At 73.8% G+C, this 26956-nt stretch carries 24 protein-coding genes; 11 read left to right on the forward strand and 13 right to left on the reverse strand.

The window, feature by feature from the left end; genetic code table 11:
- Positions 1–196: 196 nt before the first annotated feature.
- From FYW99_RS08470 to FYW99_RS08480, 3 genes are read left to right on the forward strand one after another with little or no spacing between them, the layout of a single operon-like run.
- Positions 197–1189 (forward strand): Bug family tripartite tricarboxylate transporter substrate binding protein, encoded by a 993-nt coding sequence (locus FYW99_RS08470; RefSeq protein ID WP_150251459.1) that lies wholly within the window; start codon positions 197–199, stop codon positions 1187–1189.
- Positions 1186–1788 carry a tripartite tricarboxylate transporter TctB family protein gene (locus tag FYW99_RS08475; RefSeq protein WP_150251461.1) on the forward strand — a complete coding sequence of 201 codons (603 nt, stop codon included), beginning with the start codon at positions 1186–1188 and terminating at the stop codon, positions 1786–1788. The genes FYW99_RS08470 and FYW99_RS08475 overlap by 4 nt, the downstream gene beginning before the upstream one ends.
- Positions 1789–3342: a tripartite tricarboxylate transporter permease gene (locus FYW99_RS08480; RefSeq protein ID WP_150251463.1), complete on the forward strand. Its 1554-nt coding sequence runs from the start codon at positions 1789–1791 to the stop codon at positions 3340–3342.
- Positions 3343–3549: 207 nt separating this feature from the next.
- On the opposite strand, the gene FYW99_RS08485 is transcribed toward FYW99_RS08480, so the two are convergent.
- Positions 3550–4161 carry a TetR/AcrR family transcriptional regulator gene (locus FYW99_RS08485; protein ID WP_150251465.1) on the reverse strand — a complete coding sequence of 204 codons (612 nt, stop codon included), beginning with the start codon at positions 4159–4161 and terminating at the stop codon, positions 3550–3552.
- Between the two features lie 87 nt (positions 4162–4248).
- On the opposite strand from FYW99_RS08485, the gene FYW99_RS08490 reads away from it, so the two are divergent.
- A complete protein-coding gene (locus FYW99_RS08490) occupies positions 4249–4674 on the forward strand; it encodes a nuclear transport factor 2 family protein (RefSeq protein ID WP_150251467.1) in 426 nt (141 codons plus the stop codon).
- The gene (locus FYW99_RS08495; protein ID WP_150251469.1) at positions 4671–5519 is read left to right on the forward strand and encodes an NmrA family NAD(P)-binding protein; all 849 of its coding nucleotides are present in this window, start codon (positions 4671–4673) and stop codon (positions 5517–5519) included. The genes FYW99_RS08490 and FYW99_RS08495 overlap by 4 nt, the downstream gene beginning before the upstream one ends.
- 137 nt (positions 5520–5656) lie before the next feature.
- On the opposite strand, the gene FYW99_RS08500 is transcribed toward FYW99_RS08495, so the two are convergent.
- Positions 5657–6265, reverse strand: coding sequence for a TetR/AcrR family transcriptional regulator (locus tag FYW99_RS08500; protein WP_150251470.1), 609 nt, complete (start codon positions 6263–6265; stop codon positions 5657–5659).
- 107 nt (positions 6266–6372) lie between these two features.
- Between FYW99_RS08500 and FYW99_RS08505 the strand changes: the two genes are divergently transcribed.
- On the forward strand, positions 6373–7329 hold the full coding sequence (locus FYW99_RS08505; RefSeq protein WP_150251471.1) for an NAD(P)-dependent alcohol dehydrogenase: 957 nt from the start codon (positions 6373–6375) through the stop codon (positions 7327–7329).
- A gap of 166 nt (positions 7330–7495) precedes the next feature.
- On the opposite strand, the gene FYW99_RS08510 is transcribed toward FYW99_RS08505, so the two are convergent.
- The 4 genes from FYW99_RS08510 to FYW99_RS08525 all read right to left on the reverse strand — a co-directional run bounded on the left by FYW99_RS08510 (position 7496) and on the right by FYW99_RS08525 (position 13720).
- Positions 7496–8377 carry a metal ABC transporter permease gene (locus tag FYW99_RS08510; protein ID WP_150251472.1) on the reverse strand — a complete coding sequence of 294 codons (882 nt, stop codon included), beginning with the start codon at positions 8375–8377 and terminating at the stop codon, positions 7496–7498.
- Positions 8365–9111 (reverse strand): metal ABC transporter ATP-binding protein, encoded by a 747-nt coding sequence (locus tag FYW99_RS08515; RefSeq protein WP_150251473.1) that lies wholly within the window; start codon positions 9109–9111, stop codon positions 8365–8367. The genes FYW99_RS08510 and FYW99_RS08515 overlap by 13 nt, the downstream gene beginning before the upstream one ends.
- The gene (locus FYW99_RS08520; RefSeq protein ID WP_150251474.1) at positions 9108–10055 is read right to left on the reverse strand and encodes a metal ABC transporter substrate-binding protein; all 948 of its coding nucleotides are present in this window, start codon (positions 10053–10055) and stop codon (positions 9108–9110) included. The genes FYW99_RS08515 and FYW99_RS08520 overlap by 4 nt, the downstream gene beginning before the upstream one ends.
- A 251-nt stretch (positions 10056–10306) precedes the next feature.
- Positions 10307–13720, reverse strand: a complete 3414-nt coding sequence (locus FYW99_RS08525; protein ID WP_150251475.1) for a BTAD domain-containing putative transcriptional regulator — start codon at positions 13718–13720, stop codon at positions 10307–10309.
- Positions 13721–13880: 160 nt separating this feature from the next.
- Here FYW99_RS08525 and FYW99_RS08530 point away from each other — a divergent pair, with 160 nt between their 5' ends.
- From FYW99_RS08530 to FYW99_RS08545, 4 genes are all read left to right on the forward strand, one after another.
- Positions 13881–14759 (forward strand): alpha/beta fold hydrolase, encoded by an 879-nt coding sequence (locus FYW99_RS08530; protein WP_150251476.1) that lies wholly within the window; start codon positions 13881–13883, stop codon positions 14757–14759.
- A gap of 144 nt (positions 14760–14903) precedes the next feature.
- Positions 14904–15323 (forward strand): YciI family protein, encoded by a 420-nt coding sequence (locus FYW99_RS08535; RefSeq protein WP_150251477.1) that lies wholly within the window; start codon positions 14904–14906, stop codon positions 15321–15323.
- 15 nt (positions 15324–15338) lie between these two features.
- Entirely contained in the window at positions 15339–16625 is a 1287-nt protein-coding gene (locus FYW99_RS08540; protein WP_150251478.1) for an RNA polymerase sigma factor, read from the forward strand.
- A 212-nt stretch (positions 16626–16837) separates the two neighbouring features.
- A complete protein-coding gene (locus FYW99_RS08545) occupies positions 16838–18556 on the forward strand; it encodes a serine/threonine-protein kinase (RefSeq protein ID WP_150251479.1) in 1719 nt (572 codons plus the stop codon).
- Between the two features lie 125 nt (positions 18557–18681).
- Here the strand turns inward: FYW99_RS08545 and FYW99_RS08550 are convergent, their stop codons facing one another.
- From FYW99_RS08550 to FYW99_RS08575, 6 genes are all read right to left on the reverse strand, one after another.
- Positions 18682–19641 (reverse strand): CPBP family intramembrane glutamic endopeptidase, encoded by a 960-nt coding sequence (locus tag FYW99_RS08550; RefSeq protein WP_150251480.1) that lies wholly within the window; start codon positions 19639–19641, stop codon positions 18682–18684.
- Positions 19642–19694: 53 nt separating this feature from the next.
- Positions 19695–20258, reverse strand: a complete 564-nt coding sequence (locus tag FYW99_RS08555; protein WP_150251690.1) for a DUF3887 domain-containing protein — start codon at positions 20256–20258, stop codon at positions 19695–19697.
- Between the two features lie 195 nt (positions 20259–20453).
- A complete protein-coding gene (locus FYW99_RS08560) occupies positions 20454–21098 on the reverse strand; it encodes a response regulator (RefSeq protein ID WP_150251481.1) in 645 nt (214 codons plus the stop codon).
- Positions 21079–22350: a sensor histidine kinase gene (locus tag FYW99_RS08565; RefSeq protein ID WP_150251482.1), complete on the reverse strand. Its 1272-nt coding sequence runs from the start codon at positions 22348–22350 to the stop codon at positions 21079–21081. The genes FYW99_RS08560 and FYW99_RS08565 overlap by 20 nt, the downstream gene beginning before the upstream one ends.
- Before the next feature lie 45 nt (positions 22351–22395).
- On the reverse strand, positions 22396–23262 hold the full coding sequence (locus tag FYW99_RS08570; protein ID WP_150251483.1) for an ABC transporter permease: 867 nt from the start codon (positions 23260–23262) through the stop codon (positions 22396–22398).
- On the reverse strand, positions 23259–24176 hold the full coding sequence (locus FYW99_RS08575) for an ABC transporter ATP-binding protein (RefSeq protein ID WP_150251484.1): 918 nt from the start codon (positions 24174–24176) through the stop codon (positions 23259–23261). The genes FYW99_RS08570 and FYW99_RS08575 overlap by 4 nt, the downstream gene beginning before the upstream one ends.
- Before the next feature lie 237 nt (positions 24177–24413).
- On the opposite strand from FYW99_RS08575, the gene FYW99_RS08580 reads away from it, so the two are divergent.
- Complete coding sequence (locus FYW99_RS08580) at positions 24414–25421, forward strand: exonuclease domain-containing protein (RefSeq protein ID WP_150251485.1); 1008 nt, start codon at positions 24414–24416, stop codon at positions 25419–25421.
- Positions 25422–25532: 111 nt separating this feature from the next.
- Here the strand turns inward: FYW99_RS08580 and FYW99_RS08585 are convergent, their stop codons facing one another.
- Complete coding sequence (locus FYW99_RS08585; RefSeq protein WP_150251486.1) at positions 25533–26681, reverse strand: baeRF2 domain-containing protein; 1149 nt, start codon at positions 26679–26681, stop codon at positions 25533–25535.
- Between the last annotated feature and the right edge of the window lie 275 nt (positions 26682–26956).

Here is a 26956-nt window from a genome sequence, read left to right on the forward strand (position 1 = left end):
CACAACAATCTCTGTGTTCAAAACGACCAGAAGATTTACCGGTCGGCAAACCGTGGGTCATGCTCTCGAAACCGGTGCGGATGCGACCGGCGCCACGGAGCGGTGTAACGGCCGCCACGCTCCCGCCTCGGGCGGTCCGTCGGCCCGCGAGCGCCCGCCCGCACCGCGGACCGGCAGCAACGGAGAGAGCCACCCCATGAGTATCCAGCGCATTCTGCGCGTCGGCGGCGCGGTCGCCGCGGCCGTCGTCATCGGCGCCGCGGCGGTCAACGCCTCGTCGACCGGCGGCGACGGCGCCGAGGCCGTACGCAGCCGACTGACCACGATCGTGCCCGCCGCGCCCGGCGGCGGCTGGGACCTGGTGGGGCGCGAGGCGCAGAACGCCTTCCGCGAGGGAGAGATCGTCGCCAACAACCAGGTGGTCAACGTTCCCGGAGCGGGCGGCACCATCGGCCTGGCCCAGGCGGTCCGCCAGGAGGGCCGGGCCAACATGCTGATGGTGACCGGCACCGTCATGATCGGCAGCATCATCGTCAACAACTCCTCGCACGACCTTCAGGACGTCACCCCCATCGCCCGGCTGGCCGACGACTACGAGGTGATCGTGGTCCCCGACGACTCCCCGTACCAGGACATGGGCGACCTGGCCGAGGCCTGGCGGGAGGACCCGGGCGGGATGGCGGTCGGCGGCGGTTCCCTGGGCGGCACCGACCACCTGCTGGCCGGGCTGGTGGCCTCCGACGTCGGCGTCGACCCCCAGGACGTCAACTACATCGCCTTCTCCGGCGGCGGCGAGGCGCTGACCTCGCTGCTGTCGGGCAGTGTCGACGTCGGCATCAGCGGCTACAACGAGTTCAGCGACCAGATCGAGGCGGGCAACGTGCGCGCCCTGGGCGTCTCCGCGCACGAGCGCGTCGAGGGCATCGACGTCCCCACCCTGGCCGAGCAGGACATCGACGCGGTCCTGCCCAACTGGCGGGGGTTCGTGGCTCCGGCCGGCATCACCGAGGAGGAGCGCGCCGAGCTGACCGCGATCGTCACCGAGATGCACGACACCCCCGAGTGGACGCGGACCCTGGAGCGCAACCGCTGGGACGACACCTTCCAGACCGGCGAGGAGTTCGAGGAGTTCCTCGCCCTGGAGACCGAGCGCATCACCACCATCACCGAGGAACTGGGCCTGTCTTGAGTACCGACGCCACCACCCCCACCCGGGCGACGGAGCCCGCCGCCCCGCCGCCCCGCCCCTCCTGGTGGCGGGGCAGGTCCGAACTGCTGGTCGCCGCCCTGGTGCTGGGCATCGCCGGGTTCATCGCCGTGCAGACCGCCGCCATGCCGGTGCCGCCGGGCACCGAACCGCCCGGTCCGCGCTTCTTCCCCACCCTGGTCGCGATCTTCATGGGCGCCACGGGCATCGCCCTGGCGGTGCAGGTCGTCCTGCGTCCGGCCCGCACCGCCGACGTACCGACCACCGGGGAGAACCCGGACGCCGCCACCGACGCCACCGACGGGAGCGCCCCCTCCGGTGAGGAGGGGCCCGTCCGCATCGACTGGCGCTGCCTGGGGATCGTCGTCGCCTCGCTGACGGTGTTCATCCTGCTCCTCCAGCCGGTGGGCTGGCTGCTGTCCGCGGCGCTGCTGTTCTTCGGCGTCGCCCACGCCCTGGGCAGCCGCCGCTTCCTGTTCGACGCCGTGCTGTCGCTGGTGTTCTCCTCCGTCATCCAGCTCGCCTTCGTCGCCGGTCTGGGCCTGAACCTGCCGGCCGGAATCCTCGGGGGCATCTTCTAAATGGACGTTCTCAACAACCTCATGGCGGGGTTCGCCAACGCGCTGAGCCCCGAGTACCTCTTCCTGGCGCTGCTGGGCGTCATGCTCGGCACCGCCGTGGGCGTGGTGCCCGGCCTGGGCTCCTCCATGGCCGTCGCGCTCCTGCTCCCGGTCACCTTCCACCTCGATCCCACCGGCGCGTTCATCATGTTCGCCGGTGTCTACTACGGCGGACTGTTCGGTGACTCCACCGCCGCCATCCTGATGAACACGCCGGGGCAGGCCTCGGCCATCGCCACCGCCATCGAGGGCCACAAGATGGCCAAACGGGGGCGGGCCCCGCAGGCGCTGGCCACGGCGGCGATCGGCGCGTTCATCGGCGCGATCGTGTCCACCACGCTGGTGGCGTTCTTCTCACCGGCCATCGTGCAGCTGGCGTTGCAGTTCGGCCCCGCCGAGTACTTCGCGCTCACCGTCTTCGCGTTCGTGGCCACCTCCGCGGTGGTCTCGCACTCGGCCGTGCGCGGCCTGATCGCCCTGGGCATCGGCCTGGCCATCTCGATGGTGGGCATCGACGGACTCAGCGGCGCCGAGCGCTTCACCCTGGGCGTGCCCCAGCTCTTCGAGGGCTTCAGCATCATCACCGTGACCGTGGCGCTGCTGGCGATCGGCGAGGTGCTGCACGTGGCCGCCACCGCCCACGCGGGCGGCGGGGCCGGTGGCGGCCTGCGGCGCAGCGCCACCCCCTGGCTGAGCCGCGCGGACCTGCGGCGCACCCTTCCGGCCTGGATGCGCGGAACCCTGTTCGGCCTGCCGTTCGGGTCCATCCCGGCCGGCGGCTCGGAGATCCCGACCTTCCTGGCCTTCGGCAGCGAGCGCAAGCTCGCCGCACGTCGGGCCCGGCGCGGCAAGGGCGAGGACGAGTTCGGCAACGGCGCCATCGAGGGCGTGGCAGCCCCGGAGGCGGCCGCCAGCGCCACCGCCGGAACCGCGATGGGCACCCTGCTGGGCCTGGGCCTGCCCACGTCGGCGACCGCCGCGATCATGCTGGCCGCCTTCCAGCAGTACGGCATGCAGCCCGGTCCGCTGCTGTTCGAGCGCGACGGCGACCTGGTCTGGGCGCTGCTGGCCAGTCTGTTCATCGGCAGCGTCATGCTGCTCATCCTGAACCTGCCCTTCGCGCCGCTGTGGGCGAAGCTGCTGCTGGTCCCCAAGCCGTACATGTACGCCGGGATCGCCGTGTTCTCGTCCCTGGGCGTGTACGCGGCCGCGTCCTCCATGGTGGACCTGTGGCTGATGCTGCTCCTGGGTCTGGTGGCTCTGATGATGCGCCGCTTCGACATCCCGCTGGCCCCGGTGCTGATCGCGGTCGTCCTCGGGCCGGTGGCCGAGACGGAGCTGCGCCGCGCCCTGGCCGTGGGGCAGGGCGAGGTGTCGGTGCTCGTGGACAGCGGGATCACCCTGGGCATCTACGGGCTGCTGCTGACGATCGGCCTGATCGTGGCCGTCGGCCGACTGCGCGCCCGGCGGGCCGCGCGTAAGGACCACACCCCGGTGGAGGCGGGCCGCGGCTGACCCCGGCACGGCCCCCTCGGGCGCGGCGGCACGGACCACTCCCCCGTGCCGCCGCGCCGTTTCTGTTCAGGCCCCGGCCCGGTCGGCCGCCGACCGGATGTTCTTGCTCACCCTCGGAAACGGGACGTGCAGCGAACGTCTCGCAGAAGTCTCACGACCGGCCGTCTACGAGAGGCCCCGCTGGTCAAGGACTCGCCCGATCCTCGATCATTCCTCGGCGTTCGACCCTTGCGGTGGGCCGGAGGCCAGGACGCTGGTGACGAAGTCCGCCAACTGTGACCGCATTCTTTCCCGCGGAATGCGCTCTTCTCCGGCCAGGTGCTCGACGAGGTCGGCTCGTGTGGCGGCGAGCAGGGCGTGGGCAGTGAAGCCGCTGTCGGCCAGGCCGGGGGTCTGCTCCAGTACGGCTCGGAGCAGGCGGTGCCACCGCTCGTAGTGCTCCGCCCGGTACGGGCTGCTCTTCCCTCCTTCCTCCAGGGCCAGCGCGAGGCGCCGATTGTCGAGTTTGAAGCACAGGACGGCATCGAGCAGGGCGGGTACGCGATCTCGCGGTGGGGTCGCAGGCCCCAGGGGTGGCGGGCCGGTCTCGACGGCCTGCCTGATCGGTTCGAGCCGAGCCTCGTACAGCGCGCGGAGCAGCCCAGCGCGATCGCCGAAGGCCCGGAAGAGTGTGCCCTTGCCAACGCCGGCCGCAGCCGCGACGTCGGCCATGGTGACGTCCTCGGGACTCTCGCGGCGGGTGAAGAGGGCGTCGGCGGCCGCGAGCACGGCCTCCCGGTTGCGGATGGCGTCCTTGCGAGACGACTGGCGTTCGGGCATGCCGCTCCTTCCACTTGTAAAACGGACCCGTGGTCCATATCGTTGAAACGGACCCGAAGTCCGGATTCTATGATGTGGAGGATACCCATGTCCGCACCGACCTCCCCGGAGGTTCTGTACCGCCACAGCCTGCGGCTGCTGCTCGACAAGGACATACCCGCGTGGGTCGCCCTGTGGGCCGAGGACGGCCTCATGGAGTTCCCCTTCGCCCCCGACGGCTGGCCCCGGCGCCTGGAGGGCAAGAAGGCCATCGCCGCCTACATGCGCCACTACCCCGACCACATTGACCTGCACGACTTCCCCGACCTGCGGATCCACCAGACCACCGATCCACAGACCATCGTGGTCGAGATGCGCGGCGTCGGCCGCTTGGTGGAGAGCGACGCTCCCTTCGACATGACCTACATCGCCGTCGTGACTGTTCGAGACGGACACCTCACCTCCTACCGCGACTACTGGAACCCGCTCGCCGTCCAGGAGCCCGGCGCCGACTTCACCGGGAGCAGCCGATGACCACCACCGGCACCACACTGGTCATCGGCGCCACCGGCACCACCGGAAGCCGTACCGCCGCACAGCTGACGGCTGCGGGTCACCGCGTCAAAGCCGCCAGCCGCCGGGCCACCCCGGTCGCCGACGCCGAGCCGGCCCCCTTCGACTGGTACGACCCCGCTACCCACGCGGCCGCCCTCGACGGCGTCGGCCGCGTCTACCTCATACCGCCACTGGGCGACTCCGACCCCGCGGCGACCATGCTGCCGTTCCTCCAGCAGGCCCGCATCGCCGGCGTGCACCGCGCGGTGCTGCTGAGCTCCTCGGCCATCCCCGAGGGTGGCCCGGCGGTGGGAACTGTGCACCAAGCCCTGCCCGATCTCTTCGAACAGTGGGCGGTACTGCGGCCCTCGTGGTTCATGCAGAACTTCACCGGCACGCACGCGCATGCTCGCAGCATCCGCGACGAGGGCATCATCTGGACCGCCACCGAAAGCGGCCGGATCGGCTTCGTTGACGCCGAGGACATCGCGGCCGTCGCCGTGCACGCTCTGACCGACGAGCGAGCCCCCAACGCCGATCTCCTCCTCACCGGACCCGAGGCACTCGGCTACGACGACATCGCCGCGACCATCACCGAGGTCACCGGCCGACCCGTGGCCCACCGCCGTCTGTCCTACGAGCAGATGCGCGATCGCCTCACGACGCAGGTGCCGGTGGAGTTCGCCGCGATGCTGGCCGACATGGACCGTGCCATCGCCGAAGGCGCGGAGGACCGCATCACCGACACCGTCCAGCGCCTCACCGGTCGGCCCCCGCGCACCTTCCGAGCCCTCCTTGAGAGGGAGACGCGATGCAGCATCTGATGTTCCAGGACGATCAGCGGTTCTGGTTCGAGACCCTGCGTCATCTCGGCCGGGCCGTCCACGGAGGCTCGGGCGTCGGTGAAGTCGTCACACCCGTGCGGTGGCCCGCCGCGCGGGACCTCGGCTCCGCGCGGACTTCAGGGCGCCTCGCGGGCCTCGTGTTCGTCCCTCCGTGGGCGCACGCCCGCGATCGCGATGTCCAGCAGGCGGCCCGCCTGCGCGCCGTCGGGGTGGTCCTCGGTGGCGAGCGAGATGGCGCTGACGAGCGCGACCAGGTCCTCGGCGCGCACACCGGGGCGCACCGCCCGCGCCTGTCGGGCGCGGTGCAGGAGTTCTCCGGCCGCGGTGGTGATCATCGCCGCGCAGCCGTCGTCGCGCTCCAGCAGGTCGGCGTCCCGGCCGTCCCGCAGCAGCGAGGCGGCCAGGCCTCGGCTGGCCTCGGCGTAGGCGTTGAGGTCCCGCAGCCAGGCGGAGAGGGCGTCGCCCGGCTCGCGCGTGCGGGCGTGTTCCCGCGCCCTCGCGCAGAGCGCTTCGACCCGGTCGTGGAAGACGACCTCCAGCAGAGAGCGCCGGGAGGGGAAGTGCCGGTGCAGGGTCGCCGAGCCCACTCCTGCCCGGCGGGCGATCTCCTCCAGTGAGGCGTCGACGCCGTGGGCCGCGAACGCCTCCTCGGCCACGGCGACGATGCGTTCGTAGTTGCGCCGGGCGTCCGCACGCAAGGGCCTTCGCGCTGTGCTGTCGACCACTGTGACCTCCTGCGTTTGCTAAGTGGGGTGCCTCTCCGGTTATCTTAGCGGAGCGAAGTGGGGGGCCACCCCACTTATTGCGGTGAGACGTCCGGGAAAGGACAGCCATGCGTGTGGTGCAGTACGACCGATTCGGCCCGCCCGAGGTGCTGTGCGTCAACGAGGTGCCCACGCCGGACCCGGGAGAGGGCGAGGTGCTCGTCGAGGTGCACGCCGCGAGCGTGGACGCGGGTGAGGTCGCCTTCCGCTCGGGCAGGATGCGCGGGATCACCCGCACCGAGTTCCCCCGGGGCGTGGGCGGCGACTTCGCGGGCCGCGTCGCGTCGGTGGGCGCCGGAGTGCGCACCTGGCGGGCCGGGGACGCGGTGTGGGGGCTCATGCCGCACTTCGCCTTCGGGGCCATCGCCGACTACGTCGCCGTCCCCGAGCAGCGGCTCGCCCGGGCTCCCGAGAACCTCGGCCTCCTGGAGGCCGCCGCCCTTCCGGTGTCGGGCACCACCGCCCTGACCGCGCTTACGGACAAGGCCCGTCTCGCATCCGGCGAGCGGCTCCTGGTCCGCGGCGCCACCGGAGGCGTCGGCAGCATCGCGGTCCAGCTGGGCAAGGCGCTCGGCGCCGAGGTCACCGCCCTCGCCAGCGCCCGCAACCTCGACTGGATCCGGGAGCTCGGTGCCGACGCGGCCCTGGACTACCGCACGACCCGGCCGCGGGACCTCGGCCGCTTCGACGTCATCGTCGACCTGGTCGGCACCGACCTCGGCGCCTACCAGGCGCGGCTGCACCGGCGCGGGCGCATGGTCGCGCTCGCCTTCGACCAGGACCGCGTCCTCAGGTCCGTGCTCGGCATCGGGCTCCGGGCCGCCGTGCGGCCCCGGCGGACCAAGCTCTTCAGCAACAACCCCTCGGCGGACCGCATCGCCGAGCTCACCCGCTTCGCCGAGGAGGGGAAGGTCCGTCCCCTGGTCGACACGGTCTTCCCGATGGCCGACGTCGCGGAGGCCCACCGCAGGCTGGAGGCGGGCGGCGTCCGCGGAAAGTACGTCATCGACGTGCGGCGCACGTAACGGCTCCACGGAGCCGCCCTCCATCCGGCCGCCCCGCGGGTCCCGGGCCGGAGCGGGTTCGGGTCCCGACCGCTCCGGTTCCCCGGCGGGGCCTTGGCCCGCCGACCCGGGAGCCGCCCCCGCGGGCCCACCCGGTGAACTCCCGGGGGATCTCCCGGGGCCCGGGTCAGGCGGCGGCGCGCGCCCCGGCCCCCCGTGCGCGCCGCCTTCGCAGCAGCACGCCCTGGCGGGGCGAGAACAGGTAGGCCAGGGTGAAGGCCGCCGACTGGGCCAGCACGATCGCCCCGCCGGTGGACACGTTCAGGTGGAAGCTGAGGAACACCCCCGCCACGGCCGCCACCACCGCCACCGCCGCGGAGATGACCAGCATCCGCTCGAAGCGGTCGGTGAGCAGGTAGGCGGTCGCGCCGGGGACGATGACCATGGCCACGACCAGGATGATCCCCACCGCCTGGAGGGCCACCACCACCGTGACCGACAGCAGCCCCAGCAGCAGGGTCTCCAGCAACCGGGGGTTGATGCCCACCGCGTGCGCGTGCACCGGGTCGAAGGCGTACAGGGTCAGGTCGCGGTGCTTGTACCAGACCACCGCCAGCACCACCCCGGCCAGGACGAGCACCTGCCAGATGTCGGTGTCCGACACGCCCAGCACGTTGCCGAACAGGATGTGCCCCAGGTCGGTCTGGCTGGGCACGCGCGAGACCAGGACCAGACCCAGGGCGAACATGGCCGTGAAGACCACGCCGATGACGGCGTCCTCCTTGACCCGGGAGGTGCGGTTGACCACCCCGATCAGGGCGACCGACCCGGCGCCGAAGACCAGCGCGCCCACGGCGAAGGGCAGCCCGAACAGGTAGGACAGCACCACCCCGGGCAGGACGGCGTGGGAGACGGCGTCGCCCATCAGCGACCAGCCCACCAGCGTCATCCAGCACGACAGGACGGCGCACGCCACCCCGGCGACCATGCTGACCAGCAGGGCGCGCCGGACGAAGTCGAAGCCCAGGGGCACCGTGAACCACTCCGCGACCGCGGTCAGCGCGTCCATGCCGTTCCCTCCTCCTCGGTGTGGATCCCGAAGGCCTCCATGAGGGTCTCCGGGCGCAGGACCTCCTCGGGGGCGCCGTACGCGACGACGCGCCGTTGGAGCAGGACCGCCTCGTCGCACAGGGCGGGCACCTGGGCCAGGTCATGGGTGGACACCAGCAGGGTGTGGCCCTCGCCGCGCAGTTGCAGCAGCAGTTCGGTGATGCGCCCCTCCGAGCGCTTGTCCACCCCGGCGAAGGGCTCGTCGAGCAGGAGCACGTCGGCGCCCTGGGCGATGGCGCGGGCCACGAAGGCGCGTTTGCGCTGGCCGCCGGAGAGCGCGCCGATCTGGCGGTCGGCCAGGTCGCTCAGGTGGGTGCGGTCCAGAGCGTGCTCCACCGCCTCCCGGTCGGCGGGGCGGGGACGTCGCCGCCGTCCCATGCGTCCGTAGCGGCCCATCATCACCACGTCGCGCACGCGTACCGGGAAGGCCCAGTCGACCTGTTCGGACTGGGGCACGTAGCCCACCAGCCCGCGGCGGCGGGCGGCGGCCCCGGTGTGCCCGAGGATCCGCACCCGGCCCCCGTCGGTGGGGACGAGGCCGAGCACGGTCTTGAACAGGGTGGACTTGCCCGACCCGTTGGTGCCCAGCAGGCCGCAGACGCGGCCGGGGGCCACGGACAGGCTCACGCCGTCCAGCGCCAGGACGTCGCCGTAGCGGACGGTGGCGTCGGTGACCTCGATGGCGGCGTTCAACGCTCCTCCCCCCGCAGCCCGGCCACGATGGCCTCGGCGTCGTGGCGCAGCAGGTCCAGGTAGGTGGGGACGGGGCCGTCCTCCTCGGACAGGGAGTCGACGTAGAGGGTCCGGCCCATGGTGGCGCCGGTCTCGCGCGCCACCGAGCGCTGGGAGCCGTCGTTGACGGTGCTCTCGCAGAAGACGGCGGGGACCTGGTTGTCGCGGACGAACTCGGTGACGGCGGCGGTCTGCCGGGGGGTGCCCTGGGTCTCGGCGTTGACCGGCCACAGGTACATCTCGGTCAGCCCCGCGTCGCGCGCCAGGTAGGAGAAGGCGCCCTCGCAGGTGACCAGGGCCCGGGAGCTGTCGGGGATCCCGGCGAGTTCGGTCTCCAGGTAGTCGCCGACCTCGCTGATCTCGTCCTTGTAGGCCTCGGCCGCCTCGGCGTAGACCTGCTCGCCCCCGGGGTCGAGTTCGGTGAGGGCGTCGCGGATGTTGTCGACGTAGACGGGGGCGTTGTCGGGGGACATCCAGGCGTGGGGGTTGGGCTGGCCCTCGTACTCCCCCGCGGAGACGGGGATGGTCTCGACGCCGTCGCTGAGCACGGCGGTGGGGGCCTGCACGCGTTCGGTGAACTGGCTGAACCAGGCCTCCAGGCCGAGCCCGTTCTCCAGGATCAGGTCGGCGTCCTGGCCGCGGACGAGGTCGTCGGGGGTGGGTTCGTAGCCGTGGATCTCGGCTCCGGGCCGGGTGAGCGAGGCGACCTCCACACGCCCGTCGGCGACGTTGCGTGCCATGTCCGCCAGAACGGTGAACGTGGTCAGGACCAGGAGCCGTCCGTCGTCGCGCTCCTGCCCGGCGGAGGAGGAGCAGGCGGTCAGGCCCAGGACAAGGGCGAGGGAGACGGCGGGAAGCCTCGCCGACCAGGAATGTGAAGAAGCCTCATCTTGAAAGTTCGGCACGCCTAACTTTTTACCACAAGAGAGCCAAACTACACATCGCGGCGGCGCGTCGCGGTCGCGGATCCGGGGCCGGAGACCCGGGTCTCCGGTCCCGGGCACCGCTGACCCACCCGGGCGGGTGAGCCGACACACGGGCGCGGCGCGCCCTCGGAAGCCGCGCTACCCGGACGGACGCCACGGGCACGCGAACGCAGCGGACCCTGCCGGAACCCGCGTCGGGCCGTCCGGCCGATCGCTGACGAGCGCGCTGCTCAGCCCAGGTCGGCCAGGGCCGTCCGGGCCGAGGCCGTCCAGCGCGGCGACCCGGCCCCGGCGGCCACGCGCAGGGCCAGCCGGTAGTGCTCCGCGGCCCGCTCGCGGCGCCCGAGCGCGCGGTCCAGGTCGCCGAGCTGGTGCGCGACCGGCCCCAGGGTCAGCAGGCCGCTGCCCGCACCGGCCAGCTCCCCGGCGGCGGGTGAGAGCAGGCGGTGGGCGCGCTCCATCGCGGGGCGGTCGCCGACGGCGGTGGCGGCCCGGGCGGCCAGACAGGTCAAAGCCTCCCTGAGCAGGCCGGGCGGTGCTTCGGGCGGCGGGGGCGCGGAATCAGGGGAGGCCAGGGCCTCGGCCCAGGGAACGTAGGGGCCCCAGTCCTGGCGCGGGTCCACCGGTGCGGGTTCGCCGACCTGAAGGCGCAGGCACAGCAGCGCCAGGGGCAGGACGCCCTGCTCCACCCCCGGCATGCCGGTGTCGGCGAGCCGCACGCTCGCGGCCCGGTAGGCGGCCTCGGCCTCCTCGGCGGATCCCCGCACGGCCGTGCGCAGCGCCTCGTACCACCGGGTGAACACCCCCACCAGCGGAATCCCGTGGCGCGAGCCCAGCCGGTCGGCGCTGGCCGCGTGGGCGTCGGCGGCGCCGAAGTCGGCGAGCGCGGAGTACGCCTGGACCAGGACGAGGTGGCCGAGCACCTCGAAGGTCACCAGGCCGTGCCGGGAAGCCAGATCGACCAGCTCCGCACCGATCTCCACGCGGCGCGGGGCCCGCCCGGCGCCCTGGAAGGACTGCATGAAGCGGGCGTTGAGCGCCAGGCACAGCAGAGCCGGGTCGCCGAGCCCGCGGGCGGTCTCCTCGGCCTGGCGGGCAGCGTCCGGACCCCGTCCGGTGGCGGCGCCGCGCAGTTCCAGGGCCAGGGCGCACAGCAGGCGGGCGCGTTGCTCCCGGCGGTCCTCGGGCAGAGCGGCCAGGGTGCGCTCGGCGGCTCCGGCGACCTGGCGGGCCAGCGCCTCGTCGTCGTTGCGCGGCCACAGGGCGGGCACGTCGAAAGCGGTGATGACCTGCGCCGTCAGCTCCACGTCTCCCAGTTCCTCGGCCGCGGCGACCGCCCGGGCGCGGTGGCGGCGAGCCTCCTCCAGGCGGCCGGTGACGGCCAGCGCCCGCACCATGCCCATGACCGCCTCCAGGCGTTCACGGACCCGCTCCTGACCGGAGCGGTCGTGGGCGGCGACGGCCTCCCGCCACAGCCGGGCCGCCTCGTGCGGAGCGAAGCGCTCCTCTGCCCGCAGCGCGGCGGCGCGCGCGTGGTGTGCGGCCCGGGCGGCCGTGGCGCGGGTGCCCGCACGACCGAAGTGGTGGGCGAGCACGTCGGCCCGGTCGGGGTGCAGCGCCTCGACGGCCTCGGCCACCGCCGTGTGCCAGTGTGCCCGGCGCGGTCGGGAGAGGTCCTGGTAGAGGGTGTCGCGCACCAGCACGTGCGCGAAGCGCAGGCCGGGTGCGCCGTCGGGCTCGTCCGGTTCCGCGCGGTCGGTGAGGAAGCCCGCCTCCAGCACCTCGTCCAGGGCGTCGAGCAGGGCGTCCCCGCCCGGGGACAGGGCCGACAGGACGTCGGGGTCGATGTCGCGGCCGATCACGGCGGCCTGCCGCAGCAGGGTCTGGGCCCCGGGCGTCAGGGAGCCCAGGCGGTGGCGGATGACGTCGCGTACTCCGGCGGGAACCGCGTCGAGTGCGGTGCCGCCCCCGTCGGACAGCAGTCGGGCCAGCTCACGGACGAAGAAGGGGTTGCCGCCGCTGCGCCGGTGGACGGTGCGCAGGGCCCGCCTGCCGACGTCGTGGCCGACCAGGGCCCGGACGATTGCGTCGGTCGCGTCCTCGCCCAGCCCGCCCAGGTAGGCGCGGGCCGGTTCGCCGGGGGCGAGCCGGGCCAGGGTCGCGGTCAGCGCGGGAAGGACCTCGCCGGTCCGGTAGGTCCCCACGAGCAGCACCGGCCCGGGGAGCGGTTCGGCGGCCAGGAAGGTGAACAGTTCCAGGGTCTCCTCCGCCGCCCGGTGCAGGTCGTCGAAGACCAGGAGGACGGGGCCGCGCCGCGAGGCCGAGGCGAGGAGGCGGGCGGCCTGGCGCAGGACGCCGAACCGGGCCGCCGCGGGGTCAGGGGCGGTACCTCCGTGCGCTGCGGGGTCCGTCCCGGTGGGGCTCGGGGCGCCGGGACCTGTGACGGGTGTTGAGACAGCGGTGTCGCCGTTCCGGCCAAGGCCAGTGGTGCCCCCGTGGACCGCGGTGTGCGTGGTGCCCGTGGTCTCCCGGTCGGTGTCCGCGGTCGCCGCCAGCACGGCGGCGATCTGCGTCCAGGGCCAGGCGGTGGGCGCACCCTCGTGCTCGGGACCGCGCCCCCAGGCCGTGGTCCACCCGCGCCCGGCCAGCCGCCGCGCGAGCTCCTCGGCCAGGGCCGACTTGCCCGCCCCGGCGTCACCGGAGACCAGCGCGACCCGGGCCGGGGTGTGCGGCGCGGCGCAGGCGGCGGCCCCCTCCAGCAGCTCCAGCTCCCGGTTCCGGCCCACGAGGGGCCGCCGGACGCGTTCGGGCGCGGCCTCCGCCCGCGACGGAACCGCGGTGACGGCGGCACGCGGGGTGAGGTGGGGCGCCTGGGCCAGGACGTCGGCCTCCAGCCGCCGCAGTTCGGGTCCGGGATCCACCCCCAACTCGTCCGCCAGGGTCCGGCGGGCCCGGCGCAGCACGGCCAGCGCGTCGCCCTGACGGCCCGAGCGGTACAGGGCCAGCGCCCACTGCCGCCAGGCGTTCTCGCGCAGGGGGTGGGCCAGGGCGTGCGCCTCCAGGACGGGCACGGCGTCGCCCGCCCGCCCCAGCGCCAGGAGCGCCTCGGCGTGCCGCTCCACCGCCAGCAGCCGCAGCCCCTCCAGCCGGTCGGCCTCGGCGCGCGCCCAGGGGTAGGCGGTGAACTCGGCGTAGGCGGGTCCCCGCCACAGTGCCAGCGCCCCCTCCAGGTCGTCCAGCGCCTCCCCGGACCGGTCCTCGGCGAGCAGCGCGCCGCCACGGGTCACGGCCGCGCCGAAGCGGCGGGCGTCGACCGCCTCGGGGCGGGTCCGCAGCGCGTAGCCCGGCGGCGCGGTCACCAGCAGCCGGGCGGGCCGCCGGGCGGGCCGGTCCGGCTCCAGGGAACGGCGCAGCGCGGAGACGAAGGTGCGCACCGCCGCCACGGAGCCCTCGGTGGGCGCCTCCCACAGGTCGTCCACGAGGCGGTCGACGGGCACGGCACGGCCCTCGGCGACCAGGAGCCGGGCCAGGACCGCGCGGTGCCGCGGCCCCTTGAGGGCGAGCGGTCCGTGCGCGCCGACGGCCTCCAGGGGGCCCAGCACACGGAAGAAGACCGCCCTCGCCTCCGTCTCCTCCCCCGTCATGGGAGCAAATCTATCCGGCCGTCCGCACCGGCCGGGGCCGCCGACGCCCCCGCTCAGCCGTTGCTCATCGGCTGCTCATCGGCCCCCGGCAGGCTCGTGGACGACCGAGTTCCCCGGCGACCGCCGGGGACCCGACTTCGACCCACCGGAGGAGACCACCGTGGAACCGAGGATCCAGGGATTCGACTACCAGCGGGTGCCCGTCGCCGAGGGCGTGGCGCTCAACGCCGCCGTCGGCGGGTCGGGCAGCCCCCTCGTGCTGCTGCACGGCTTTCCCCAGACCCACCTGATGTGGCGCCACGTCGCGGCCGACCTGGCCGCCGACCACACCGTCATCTGCCCGGACCTGCGCGGCTACGGCGACAGCGACAAACCCGCCGACACCGACGGGAACGCCTACGCCAAGCGCACGATGGCCGCCGACGTCGTCGCCCTGGCCCGCGCCCTGGGCCACGAACGCTTCGCCCTGGCGGGCCACGACCGGGGCGCCCTGGTCGCGATCCGCGCCGGGCTGGACCACCCCGACGCCGTCACCCACCTGGCCTCGCTCGACGTGCTGCCGACCCTGGACATGTGGGAGGTGATGCGCGGGGCCTCGGCCGCGGTGGGCTTCCACCTGTACCTCATGGCGCAGCCGCCCGGCCTGCCCGAGCAGCTGATCGGCGCCAGCCCGGACGCGTTCTTCGGGCACTTCCTGGACATCTGGACGCGCGACCCCGAGGCGATCCCCGCCGAGGTGTGCGCCGCCTACCTGAGGGCCTCCCGCGAGGCCGTGCCCTCGATCGTGGCCGACTACCGGGCCTCGGCCGGGATCGACGTCGAGCACGACGAGGCCGACCGCGCGGCCGGGCGGCGCCTGGCCATGCCGGTGTCGGTGCTCCAGCAGGACTGGGGTGCGGCGCTGGGCTACGACGCCGCAGCGGTGTGGCGGGCCTGGGCGCCCGACCTGCACCACAGCACGGTGACCTGCGGCCACTTCATGGCCGAGGAGGCCCCGGCCGAGGTGGTCGGGGCGCTGCGCGACCTCCTGGCCCGGTAGGCGGGTCGCGGGGCCGGGCCGCGGCGGGCTCTGTCAGAATTCCCCGGAAAAAGATCGGTGGACGTGTCGATCCGCGGCACCCCCCGTTCGACCTAGGGGTGAAAGGGCCCACAAGGGGCCCGTGGCATCCAGGGAGACAGAGCCATGAAGTACATGCTGATCATGCGCGCCACCGACGAGGCCTTCGCGGGGATGGGCGAGATCGACTTCGACGAGATGCTCGCGACCGTGGGCCGGTACAACGAGGAGATGATCAGCGCTGGGGTGCTGATCGCCGCGGAGGGCCTCGACGACGCCGCCGAGGGCGTGGTCGTCGACTACTCCTCCGAGCCGCCCGTGGTCACCGACGGCCCCTACGGCGAGACCAAGGAGCTGTTCGGCGGATTCTACATTCTCAATGTGGCCTCCAAGGAGGAGGCCGTGGAGTGGGCCAAGCGATCGCCGATGACCGGCCCCGGTTTCAAGACCGAGATCCGCCGGGTCACCACGATCGACGAGTTCCCGCAGGACAACGAGTGGATCCAGAAGGAGCGGTCGTGGCGCGAGGCCACCGGCCAGCTCTGAGCGGACCGACCGGAGATGGCTGACCCCACCGGCCGCGAGGCCGTAGCCGCCGTCTGGCGGATCGACTCGGCGAGGATCGTCGGCGCGCTCGCGCGCTACACCGGCGACTTCGCGCTGGCCGAGGACCTGGGCCAGGAGGCGCTGGCCGAGGCGCTGGTGACCTGGCCGCGCGAGGGCGTGCCCCGCAACCCCGCGGGGTGGCTGCTCACCGTCGGCCGCCGCCGCGCGATCGACGCGTTCCGCCGGCGCTCCGCCCTGGACGACAGGTACGCCGTCCTCGCCCGTGACCTGGGCGAGGGCGGCGCCGCCTCGGGCAACGCGCCCGCCGACCCCGCCCGGGAGGCCGGGGACGTGCTGTGGGATCCGGACCGGATCGACGACGACGTGCTCGCGCTCATGTTCACCGCCTGCCACCCCGTGCTGTCGCGGGAGGCCAGGGTGGCGCTCACCCTGCGCGTGGTCGGCGGTCTGACCAGCGACGAGATCGCCAGGGCGTTCCTGGTCCCGACCGCCACCGTGCAGGCCCGGATCACCCGGGCCAAGAAGACCCTCGGGGCGGCCCGGGTGCCCTTCGAGGTGCCCCCGGCCGAGGAGCGGGCCCAGCGGCTCGGCTCGGTACTCAACGTGGTCTACCTGATCTTCACCGAGGGCTCCTCGGCCAGCTCCGGCGGCGACCTGCTCCGGCTCGACCTCGCGGGCGAGGCCCAGCGCCTGGCCCGGGTGCTGGCCCGGCTGGTTCCCGACCAGTCCGAGGTCCACGGCCTGCTGGCGCTGCTGGAGCTGACCGCGGCGCGCTTCCCCGCCCGCACCGGGGCGGACGGGCGGCCGGTGCTGCTGGAGCACCAGGACCGCCGCCGCTGGGACCGCGCCGCGATCCGCCGTGGGCGAGCCGCCCTGGCCCGCGCCGGGAAGGTCGGCCGGGGACTGGGCGCCTACGGCCTCCAGGCCGCGATCGCCGAGTGCCACGCGCTCGCCCCCTCGGTGGAGGAGACCGGCTGGGAGCGGATCGTGCTGCTCTACGAGGCGCTCGGCCGTCTGGCGCCCTCCCCGGTGGTGGACCTCAACCGGGCGGTGGCGGTCTCCATGGCCCGGGGACCGGCCCCGGCGCTGCGGGCCGTGGACGAGCTGGCGGCGGCCGGGGCGCTGGCGGACTCCCACCTGCTGCCGAGCGTGCGCGGGGAGCTGCTCGTGCGCCTGGGCCGCACCGGCGAGGCGCGCACCGAACTGGAACTGGCCGTGCGCCGGTGCGGCAACGAGCGCGAGCGGGAGGTGCTGGAGCGCAAACTCGCCGACCTGGGCTGACCGGCCCGCACCCCCGGAGAGCGCCGCGCCACGGCCTCCCCCGGCCCTGCGGTCCCCCGGCGGACCGGGCTGACCAGGGACGGCGCTCCCGCAAGGCCGGAGCACCGTCGTACCTCAGTACTATGGTCGCTCCGCTCGCATGGAAAACCGCTGTCCCTGCGGGCTTTTCGACGTCCACGGGGTCACGACGGCCCGCACCGCAAGGGAGTCCGATGGGGGCCGAGCCGCACCGCACACTGCGTGGCCGCTACCAGCTGCTGGCCGAGATCGGCCGGGGCGGGATGGGCCGGGTCTGGCGGGCCCACGACACCGAGCTCAACCGCACCGTCGCGGTCAAGGAGATCCTCCTGGGCCCGGGCCTGGACGACCACGAGCGCGACCGGATGGCCGCCAGGGCCCGGCGCGAGGCGCAGGCCACCGCGATGGGCGGACACCCCAACATCGTCACCGTGCACGACATCGTCCAGGACGACGGCCGCCCGTGGATCGTCATGGAGTTCCTCAGCGGGCGCTCCCTGCACGCGCTGGTCCGCCAGGAGGGCCCGCGCGGCGCCCGTGTGACCGCCCAGTGGGGGCTCGCCCTGCTCAGCGCGCTGACCACCGCGCACGGGCAGGGGATCACGCACCGCGACGTCAAACCCGAGAACGTCATGGTCACCGACACCGGTCGGGTGGTGCTCACCGACTTCGGCATCGCCACCATCGCCGACACCTCCTCCGTCACCCAGACGGCCGGGGTGATGGGCTCCCCCGCCTACCTGGCCCCCGAACGGCTGGCGATGAGCCCGGCGACCCCCGCGAGCGACCTGTGGTCGCTGGGCGCGACCCTGTACCACGCGGCCACCGGCAACTCCCCCTTCCGCCGGGAGGGCATCCCCGCGACGCTGCACGCCGTCACCTCCGAGGAGCCGCCCGACGTCCTGGGGCGGGGTCCGCTGGCCCAGGCGGTGCGGGGCCTGCTGGTGAAGGACCCGGCCGGGCGGATCGACGCCGACCGCTGCCGGGCGCTGCTGACCGCGGAGGGAGGCACCGCCCCCGCGGCCTTCACGGGGCCCTCGGCCACGGCCGCGTTCGTGCCGACGCGGCCGGGGATCGCCCCCACGCGTGAGGTCCGCCCGGGGCCGGCGCCCGTGCGGCCCGGGGTCCCGGGGCCGGTTCCGCAGGCCCCCGCGGCTCTCCCGCCCCAGACGACGATCACGACGGCGCCGGGGCCGCAGCGGGGCGGGCGGCTGTCCTGGCCGATGGTGGTGCTCACCCTGGGCCTGGCCTCACTGGTGGCGGTGGCGGCGCTGGTGGTGGTGCTCGACCCGTGGGGCTCCGACACCAGTGTCGCGGCCTCCGGGGCGGGAACCGGGGACCCGGGCTCCGAGGAGTCCTCCGACCCCGGCGCCGGCGAGCAGGAGGCCGGGGACGGGGACGGGAGCGAGGAGAGCGCCCCCGAGGAGACCGGCGCGCCCCAGGAGGGCGGCGCCGACGGCGACCCCGTCCCCGGGACGACCTGGACCGAGGACCCCGAGGGCTTCGGCCTGCGGACCCCCGAGGGCTGGATCCGCCGGGTGGACGGCAGCAGCGTCTTCTACGAGTCCCCCGCCGACGCCAGCTACCTCCAGATCGACATGGCCCAGCACCCCACCGACGACGAGTACCAGCACGTCCTGGACCAGGAGCAGGGCGTGTACGACTCGGGGCGGCTGCCGGGCTACGAGCGGGTGCGGATCGCGGACGTCACCGGCGACACCGGCTTCCACTCGGCCGCCGAGTGGGAGTTCACCTGGCAGGACGAGGCAGGCGAGACGCGTCACGTGCTGACCCGCAACATCGCGGCGGCGCCCGGGGTGTACTACACGCTGGCCTGGGCGTCCACCGACGCCTCGTGGGCCGCCCAGGACGCCCAGCGCACCGCCGCCCTGGAGTCCTTCGTCCCGGCCTGACCCCGCTCCGGTCCGCCTCGGCTTCGGACCCCCGGGAGCGGGCCGTGCGTAAGGCCGGTGTCCGAAGGACAGCGCCACCACGCCCGTTCGCGAAGGACGCGGCGTCCGCTGTGCCTACTGGCCGCTCACTCGTTCGGTCGCCCCGTCTTCGGGGGTGGTCCCTCCCCGGACGGCGGGGCGGACGGATGCTTCGCGGAGGAGAACTGTCCCGTGGCGATCAGGACCACGACGAGCGCGAGCGGCACGATCCACCCGCTCCAGCCCAGGATCGTGGCCTGCGTGGTGTCGACGTGCTCGCCCGCCTTCGCGAAGAGGAGGTAGGTCCCACCCGCCCCGTTGAACGCGGCGTGCGCCAGAGCCGCGGGCCACACCGACCCCGACCGCAGCCGCAGCCAGCCGAAGACCGCGCCGACCACAACGCACATGCCGACCATCGCGGCCGCGCCGAGCCAGCCCGGTGCGTCGGGGTAGTTGTACCCGAGGAGGATGAGCGGGGCGTGCCAGAGGCCCCAGATCACGCCCGAGACCAGCAGGGCCGGGAGCGTGCCGAGCGGCATCAGTCTCGGGAGCAGCCACCCCCGCCACCCGAGTTCCTCTCCCAGCGCCGGGATGAGGTTGACGAAGGCCGCCACGGGCAGTGCGGCGAGCTGGATGGCGATCAGCGCGCCGACCGGGATCGGGATCTCGGCCGCTCCGGCGGCGCCCGCCTGCTCGTGGAGGTCCTGTTGGAACCCGGAGAGGTTGGCGAAGTCGGCCGGATAGACCCCCAGCAGCGCGCCGACCGGGAGCGCCGCCAGGACGAGCGCGATGGGCACGACGACCCCCAGCGCCGCGTAGCCGAGCAGTCTCCGAGCCGGCCTCAACGGCCACAGTCCGAGCGTCCACGCCTTCTGCCCCGGCCGCTCCACGAGGAACACGACGACGAGGGCGGCGATCGCGGGGGTCATCATCATGGCGGTGGCCACGAGCGGGAACCAGGGGCTGGTGAGTCCGTCGCCGAACCAGAGCGGGAGCGCGACGAGCCAGGCGAGTGCGAACGCCAGGGCGGTGAACACGCCGATGGAGCGCAGGTCGCGGTCGCTCATACGGGATCCGCCTCGGGTCGTGGCCGTCCTCGACACGTTCGGGGATGCGCCGGTCACGACGGCTTCCCTTCGAGGATGTGCAGACCGGCCACGGTGCGGTCGTCGCGGAACGCGATCCGTGCCGTGTAGTCGCCCGCCTCGAACGAGAGCGGCGTGTTCGTGACCGTCACGTCGCCGGCACGGGCGGCCTCCGGCTCCCCCCGCCCCTCGAAAGCCCCCGAAAGGCCGATGATCTGCGCCCACGCGGCCGCGAGCGCGTCCTGTGACAGGCCGTCGCGCATGGTCGAGTCGAACCGCTCGGTGACGTGCGACCACCTCCCGGACGCGAGGTCCTCGATCACCGAGGCGGCCAGTTCGGCGGCGCCGGGGAGCGGTGTGGTGTTCATGGGCTCTCCTGTTCTGGGGTCGATCGGTCTGCCGTAGCGCTGGAAAGCCGCCTGCCTGCTCACGCCGAGCGCGTCACCGATGACCTGCCACGTGACGCCGTCCTGGCGCGCCTGCCCCACGACGGCGCGCACGACGTCGTCGGCGGCCGCACGCATGCTCACGGCGCGCCCCAGCGAGTCGGCCCAGTCGTCGTCCCTCGTCAGGACGCGCGAGGCGAGGAACGCTTCCATGCGCGCTTTCAGGACACGCAGCGCCTCTGTCAACTTTTCTTGCATATGTAAACTATAGGTTTACAAGCAGGCCGTGCGCAAGCGGGTGGGCGAGACCGGCCACGGGGAACGGTGCCTCTCACCGGCATCCGAAGGACTTCGCGGTACGTGTGCCCCTTTTCGGCCTGTGCCGCCCGAACCCCGCCGCGGCCGCGCTCAGCTGTCCAGGTGGCGCAGCACCGCCAGCACCCGGCGGCTGTAGCCGGAGGTGTATGCCAGCCCCAGCTTGTCGAAGATCGCGTTGACGTGCTTCTCCACCGCGCTCAGCGACACGTAGAGCCGCTCGGCGATCGAGGCGTTGCTCAGCCCCTGCGCCATGTGCTCCAGGACGTCGCGCTCGCGCGGGGTGAGTCGGGCCAGCGGGTCGGTGTGGGTGGTGCGCGCCAGCAGCTGGCGCACCACCTCCGGATCGAAGGCCGCCCCGCCCCCGCGCACCCGCTCCAGGGCCTCCAGGAACTCCCCCACCTCCGACACCCGGTCCTTGAGCAGGTAGCCGACCCTGCCCGAGGCCCCGGCCAGCAGTTCGGCGGCGTAGCGCTGCTCCACGTACTGCGACAGCACGAGCACCGCGACCCCCTCGTGCTCGGCTCGGATGCGCAGCGCCGCCCGCAGCCCCTCGTCGGTGTGGGTGGGCGGCATCCGCACGTCCACCACGGCGGCGTCGGGCGCGTGCTCGGCGACCGCGGCCAGCAGCGCGTCGGCGTCGCCGACCGCCGCCGCCACCTCGTGCCCCTCCTCCTCCAACAACCGCACCAGGCCCTCCCTGAGCAGGACCGAGTCGTCAGCGATCACCAGGCGCATGGGGGCTCCGTATCGTGGTCAGGGGCAGCACAGCGCGTACCGTGGTCGGGCCGCCCCGGGGACTGTGTACCGCCAGTGTGCCGTCCAGGGCCCGCACCCGCCTGGCCAGGCCGGTCAGTCCGCTGCCCTCGGGGTCGGCGCCGCCGCGCCCGTCGTCGAGCACCCGCAGGTCCAGGGCGCCTTCGGAGTCGTCCAGGTGCACGGTCACCGCCTCGGCCCCGGCGTGCTTGACGGCGTTGGTGATGGCCTCGCGCGCCACGAAGTACACCGCCGTGGCCAGTTCGCGGGGCGGCGGGGCCGACAGGTGCGCGCGCACCTCCACCGGAAGCGGGCTGCGTTCGGCCACCTCGGTCAGCGCCGCCTCCAGGCCCAGGGTGTCCAGGGCGGTGGGGTAGACCCGCCAGGCCACCTCCCGCAGCTCGTCCAGCAGCACCCGGGTCTCGGTGTGCGCCTGGCGGACCAGCCGCGCCGTACGCTCGGGGTCGTGGCCGCGCTGGGCCCGCCCCAGCAGCATGGCCAGCGCCACCACGCGCTGCTGGACCCCGTCGTGCAGGTCGCGTTCGATGCGCCGACGCTCCTCGTCCACCGCCCGCACGATGCCCGACCGGGTGGAGGTCAGCTCGTCTATGCGCCGGTACAGCAGGTCCTCGTCGCTGGGGCCCACCAGGCGGCGGGCCAGGGCGCGGTCGGCGGCCGAGGCCAGCGCCACCACCAGCCACGTCGCCGCCAGGACGAGCAGGCCCATGAGCAGGCCCACGTTGACACTGGAGACGTGTATCCGCGCGCCGGGCATCAGCACGGGAACGTTGGTGCCGCTTCCGGTGAACAGCTCCAGCGCGGCCCCGCCGACGAAGACCGCCACCAGCAGCAGCGCCGTGGGCGCCAGGTAGCCGCACACCAGCGCCACCGGAAGGCGCAGCAGCAGATAGGCCACGCGCGGAGCGGCCTCGGGCCCCGGATCGACGGTGCTGGCCCCCGTCCACCGGGCCAGGCGTGCCAGGTCCGCGTCGCCCAGGCGCACCGACCACCGGGTCACCGCGCCCCGGAACCGGTTCCGGGCCGGAGAGGTCAGGAGCGGGGAGAACACCAGCGCCGCGACCGCCGCGAGGACCCAGACCAGCGTGAGCACGGCGGTGCACAGTCCCAGCAGGGTGCCCGTCAGCTCGCGCCCGGCCCGTGCCAGCGGCGCGGCCGCCGCCCGCGCCCAGGAGTGGGGGCCGTCCCCGTCCCCGTCCCCGGCCCACTCGGTCATGTGCCCCTCACCCCTCTTCTCTTGCGACCGTCCGCGTTCGCCGCCTCAGGCGTCCCGGAGCCGGAGCACCAGGGCACCCGCGGCCAGGCTCGCCGCGGTCCAGCACACGAGCACCGCACCGCCCGCGGCGGGCGTGAGCGCGTGGTCGAACCGCCCGATCACGAAGGCGCTGTCCACGAACGAGATCCCGGCGAAGAACGGCATGCGCCCGGCGAGGTAGAGGCCCACCTCACTGCCCATCAGCAACAACATCACCGGCAGGCCCAGAATCAGCATGAACACCGTGGTCAGCGCCGCCGCGGCCGACCGCAGCGCGGCGCCGACTCCTATGGTGAACACGGCCACGGAGGTCAGGTACACGGCTATGCGTACCACGTCCGCGGCGGCCTGCCCCGGGTCCAGGGTGCCGTACCCCTCCAGGTAGGGGTGCCGCGTCACCAGGTGCGCCAGAAGCGTACCGACCGTCCCCGTCACCAGGGACGCCGCGAACACGGTGGCGGCCACGGACAGGGACTTCGCCGCGAGCACGCGCGCCCGCACCGGTACCGCCTGGAGGGTGGGGTGGATGGAGCGGGAGGAGTACTCGGAGGTGATGACCGGCAGCGCCACGGCGATGACGGCGAACTGCACGACCCACATGGTGGCGTAGACCGCCATCTCCGAGGCCGGGACCTCGGCGGTCGGCACGTGCCCGTTCTGCATGTTGCTCACCGTCGAGAGCGCCGCGCCCGGCGCCACCAGGGCCATCAGCAGCAGGGCCGCGGCCAGGCCCCACCATGTGGAGCGCACCGAGCGGAGCTTGACCCACTCGGCGGAGGCGGCCGCCGCCAGGTCGGACAGGGCCCGCGCCGGGCCGGGGGCGCGTTCGGGGGCGAGGGCCGGGGGCGTCCCGGTCGTGGTGGAGGTCGTCACGGTCGGCTCCTGTTCGCGGTGGTGTACTGCACGCTGTCGGCGGTCAGCTCCCGGTAGGCCTGCTCCAGGGACGCGTCGCGCGTGCTCAGCCGGTGCAGGGCCACCCCCGCCCGGTGGGCCAGTTCCCCGACGCGTTCGACGGGCACGCCGGTGACCACCAGCTCATTCGGACCGGGGCGCTCCACCCCGGCCCCCTCCGCCTCCAGCGCGGTGACCAGGTCCTCGGGGTGGGGCGCGCGCACCAGCACGGCCGTCCACGCGCTGTTGCCCAGCACCTCGTCCAGGGGTGCGTCGGTGATGAGCCGACCCCGGCCGAGCACCACCAGGTGGTCGGCGGTCAGCTGCATCTCGCTCATCAGGTGGCTGGAGACGAACACGGTGCGCCCCTCGTCCGCCAGGGAGCGCATCAGGTCGCGGATCCAGCGCACGCCGTCGGGGTCCAGGCCGTTGACGGGCTCGTCGAACAGCAGCAGGCCCGGGTCGCCCAGCAGGGCGGCGGCGATACCCAGGCGCTGGCTCATGCCCAGGGAGAAGGCCCCCGCGCGCCTGCGCGCCACCTCGGCCAGCCCCACGGCCTCCAGGACCTGGTCCACGCGGCGGTCGGGGATGCGGTGGGTGCGGGCCAGCCCCAGCAGGTGGGAGCGGGCGCTGCGCCCGGGGTGCACGGCGCGGGCGTCCAGGACGGCGCCCACGTGGTGCAGGGGCCGGTCCAGCTCCCGGTAGGGGCGACCCCCGACCAGAGCCTGTCCGGCGGTGGGCCGGTCCAGGCCCAACACCATCCGCATCGTCGTGGTCTTGCCCGCGCCGTTGGGACCGAGGAAGCCGGTCACCCGGCCCGGGCGCACCTCCAGGTCCAGCGAGTCCACGGCGAGGGTCTCCCCGTAGCGCTTGGTCAGTCCCCGCAGGGTGATCATGTCCGGTCCCCGTCTCGTCGTTCGTGCGGTGATGACCACGCTAGGAACCGCGGCCCCGATCGGACCATGGTGTGGACCGCCAGGTCGGGTGCGGTGGGCGCCCCGGCGGGGGTGGGGTTTTCCTCAGTGCGGGGGCGGGACCGAGCCGTCGGCGCCGTGTCGGTGGGGCCGTTTCGTCCCCGGAGGCGCCCGGGCCCGGATAGCCTCGGTCCGTTCCCCGTTTGCAGGAGGTGCGCGGTGTCCCGGACCTGGACCGCGATCGACTTCGAGACCGCCAACCACGACCGCGGCAGCGCGTGCGCGGTCGGCCTGGTGCGGGTGCGCGACGGCGCGGTCGTGGACCGGTACACCACGCTGATCCGGCCGCCGAGGCAGGTGGACTTCTTCTCCCGGCACAACATCGCCGTGCACGGCATCACCGCGGCCGACGTCGCCGGCGCCCCCTCCTGGGAACAGGCGCACGCGCGCATCGTGGAGTTCGCCGACGGCAGCCCCCTGGTGGCGCACAACGCCGCCTTCGACATGGGGGTGCTGCGCCAGGCCTGCGGGCACACCGGGCTGTCCCACCCCGCGTGGGAGTACGCGTGCACGCTGGCGTTGTCCCGGCGCACCTGGGGCGGGCTGCCCGACCACAAGCTGCCGACCGTGTGCGCCCACATCGGGCACCGGGTGACGCACCACCACCGCGCCGACGCCGACGCCGAGGCCGCCGCGCGCATCGTGATCGCCGCCATGGAGCGCTACGGCACCCCGTCACTGGCCGACCTGGCCCGCGCCGCGCGCATGGACCTGCGCCGGGTGGAGGCCTCGGCAGGGAGCGCGGTGCCCGCCCCGGCCGCGGCCGCCGCCGTGCCCGAGCCCGCCCTGTTCGCCGCGCCCGCCGTTGCGCCCGCCGCGCCCGAGGACCGGTTCGGCCGGTGGCAGCGCGACGCCCAGACGCCGCTGCCCGAGCCCTCTCCGGACGCGGACCCCACCGGGCCGCTGTACGGGCGCACCGTGTGCGTCTCCGGCGACCTGGAGTCCATGGACAAGCCCGAGGTGTGGCGGCGTGTGGCCGAGGCGGGCGGGCGGCCCGCCAAGAACGTCACCAAGAAGACCGACGTGCTCGTCCTCGGGGGCCACGGCGGCCTGGGAAAGACCGCCAAGCACCTGCGGGCCGAGACCTACCGCGAGCGCGGCCAGCGCATCGACCTGGTCACCGAGGCCGAGCTGCTGGCCCTGCTGGGGATGACCACCCGCCCCTGACCGGCGCGCGCTTCCCGCTTCCGCGCCGGAAGAAGAGGACCGCCCCGCCGGTACCGCGCACGGCGGCCGCCCGCGCCCCGAGACGGACGCGGGCGGCTCCGTGGCGGTCGGTCAGACCCTCTCGTTCGGCGACGTGGGAAAACGCAGGATCGCGCCGTTCTCCGCACTGGTGTGACCGTGGTCGAGTACCTCGCCGAAACCGGCGTCGGCCGCCATCGCCGAACGCAGCATCAGCGCGCTGGCCGGGGCCCGGAACGCCGAGTCGGGGTCGTCCAGGTCCGCCGGGTCCTTCGACACCAGCACCGGCTCGCCGGGCGAGCCCCACAGTTCGGGTTCGCCGTCACGGTCGGCGCCCAGCAGCAGGGTGCGCACCCGCGCCTCCGACAGCATCGGCAGGGTGGGCTCGGTGCCGCGCACCGCCTGGTCGTTGGCGAGCTTCTGGTGGTAGTCGGCGATGATGTCGTCGTGGCCGTCGATGACGAAGTCGCGCAGCGCCTCCGCCGCGGCCTCGTGCAGGCGCTCCTCGGCGTCGGGTCCGCCCCGTCCTCCGGGCACCAGCCTGATCGGGATGCTCAGCTTGCGCTCGCCCAGGTTGTCGCGCAGGTAGGCGATGGCCTCCTCGTCACCGCCGACGAAGATGATCCTGGCGTCCACCTCGGCGACGGCCTCGCGCACCTGCTGGGCGATCCGGGCGGTGTTCTCCCGCCAGGTCTCCATGGGGTAGTGCTTGCCGTCGAAGCGGCCATTGTACCCGCTCAGGACGCCGGGTCCGCCCCGGCCCATCGGGTCGATGTTGCGCAGGTCCGCACCCGAGAAGTCCTTCTCGGAGGCCGGTCCGCTGGAGGGCTGGCCGGTGTAGGAGAACACCTTGGCGTTGACCCGGTCCAGCGCCACCAGGACGTAGGGCAGGTAGCGCCCCCGGTCGACGACCACGGGAAGGGGGTCGGGCACCGGCATGCGCAGGGCGCGGCTCCGCGCGGGCGGTTCGGAGAGCGTGTACGCGCCGAGCAGACGCCCCTCGGAGGCGAACAGGGAGTGGCCGTGACTGCCGAAGGCCCGGGAGGAGCCGTCCCTGACCGCCTGTTCCAACACGTCGAGGGTGGCCTTGTCGGTGCCCAGCGAGGAGAGCTCGTCCCGCAGGTGGCGCCAGCGCAGTTCGAGTTCCTTGCCGGCGTCGGTCCTGTCGCGGCTGGTGTCCAGGTGCACGGAGGCCACCGGAGCGTCGCTCTCGTACAGAGGTCGCAGAAAACCCAGGTCCATGTGTCCGCGGGGCGTGTGTCCCCGCCCCGCCCACCTCCTTCTCGGGGTCGGTCTGCGGGCCATCCTCGGGCCCATGATGCTTGCTTCGGGTCACGCCACGTCGGCACAGACGCGCTTCTTGCCCAAGGATTTCCTGTCCTTGGACGGGCCCCCTACCCGAAGGAGCGGAAGACATGGGTGGACAGGCATGGGTGAACGCACAGGAGAGGGTCCCCAACTGTCGGGTGCGGAGGGGACGCGCCTCCCTAACGTGGGTGAGGCCAAGAAGGAGGAGG

It is taken from the genome of Nocardiopsis deserti, from assembly GCF_008638355.1.
In the GTDB taxonomy this organism is placed as follows: Bacteria; Actinomycetota; Actinomycetes; order Streptosporangiales; family Streptosporangiaceae; genus Nocardiopsis; species Nocardiopsis alborubida.

Bases quoted from the DNA above. Each gene is read 5' to 3' on its own strand.
- FYW99_RS08545 (WP_150251479.1), top strand. From the start codon at position 16,838: ATGGGGGCCGAGCCGCACCGCACACTGCGTGGCCGCTACCAGCTGCTG.
- FYW99_RS08510 (WP_150251472.1), bottom strand. From the start codon at position 8,377: ATGGACGCGCTGACCGCGGTCGCGGAGTGGTTCACGGTGCCCCTGGGC.
- FYW99_RS08480 (WP_150251463.1), top strand. From the start codon at position 1,789: ATGGACGTTCTCAACAACCTCATGGCGGGGTTCGCCAACGCGCTGAGC.
- FYW99_RS08585 (WP_150251486.1), bottom strand. From the start codon at position 26,681: ATGGACCTGGGTTTTCTGCGACCTCTGTACGAGAGCGACGCTCCGGTG.
- FYW99_RS08525 (WP_150251475.1), bottom strand. From the start codon at position 13,720: ATGACGGGGGAGGAGACGGAGGCGAGGGCGGTCTTCTTCCGTGTGCTG.
- FYW99_RS08485 (WP_150251465.1), bottom strand. From the start codon at position 4,161: ATGCCCGAACGCCAGTCGTCTCGCAAGGACGCCATCCGCAACCGGGAG.
- FYW99_RS08555 (WP_150251690.1), bottom strand. From the start codon at position 20,258: ATGGAAGCGTTCCTCGCCTCGCGCGTCCTGACGAGGGACGACGACTGG.
- FYW99_RS08505 (WP_150251471.1), top strand. From the start codon at position 6,373: ATGCGTGTGGTGCAGTACGACCGATTCGGCCCGCCCGAGGTGCTGTGC.
- FYW99_RS08470 (WP_150251459.1), top strand. From the start codon at position 197: ATGAGTATCCAGCGCATTCTGCGCGTCGGCGGCGCGGTCGCCGCGGCC.
- FYW99_RS08575 (WP_150251484.1), bottom strand. From the start codon at position 24,176: ATGATCACCCTGCGGGGACTGACCAAGCGCTACGGGGAGACCCTCGCC.
- FYW99_RS08495 (WP_150251469.1), top strand. From the start codon at position 4,671: ATGACCACCACCGGCACCACACTGGTCATCGGCGCCACCGGCACCACC.
- FYW99_RS08550 (WP_150251480.1), bottom strand. From the start codon at position 19,641: ATGAGCGACCGCGACCTGCGCTCCATCGGCGTGTTCACCGCCCTGGCG.
- FYW99_RS08490 (WP_150251467.1), top strand. From the start codon at position 4,249: ATGTCCGCACCGACCTCCCCGGAGGTTCTGTACCGCCACAGCCTGCGG.
- FYW99_RS08565 (WP_150251482.1), bottom strand. From the start codon at position 22,350: ATGACCGAGTGGGCCGGGGACGGGGACGGGGACGGCCCCCACTCCTGG.
- FYW99_RS08560 (WP_150251481.1), bottom strand. From the start codon at position 21,098: ATGCGCCTGGTGATCGCTGACGACTCGGTCCTGCTCAGGGAGGGCCTG.
- FYW99_RS08540 (WP_150251478.1), top strand. From the start codon at position 15,339: ATGGCTGACCCCACCGGCCGCGAGGCCGTAGCCGCCGTCTGGCGGATC.
- FYW99_RS08535 (WP_150251477.1), top strand. From the start codon at position 14,904: ATGAAGTACATGCTGATCATGCGCGCCACCGACGAGGCCTTCGCGGGG.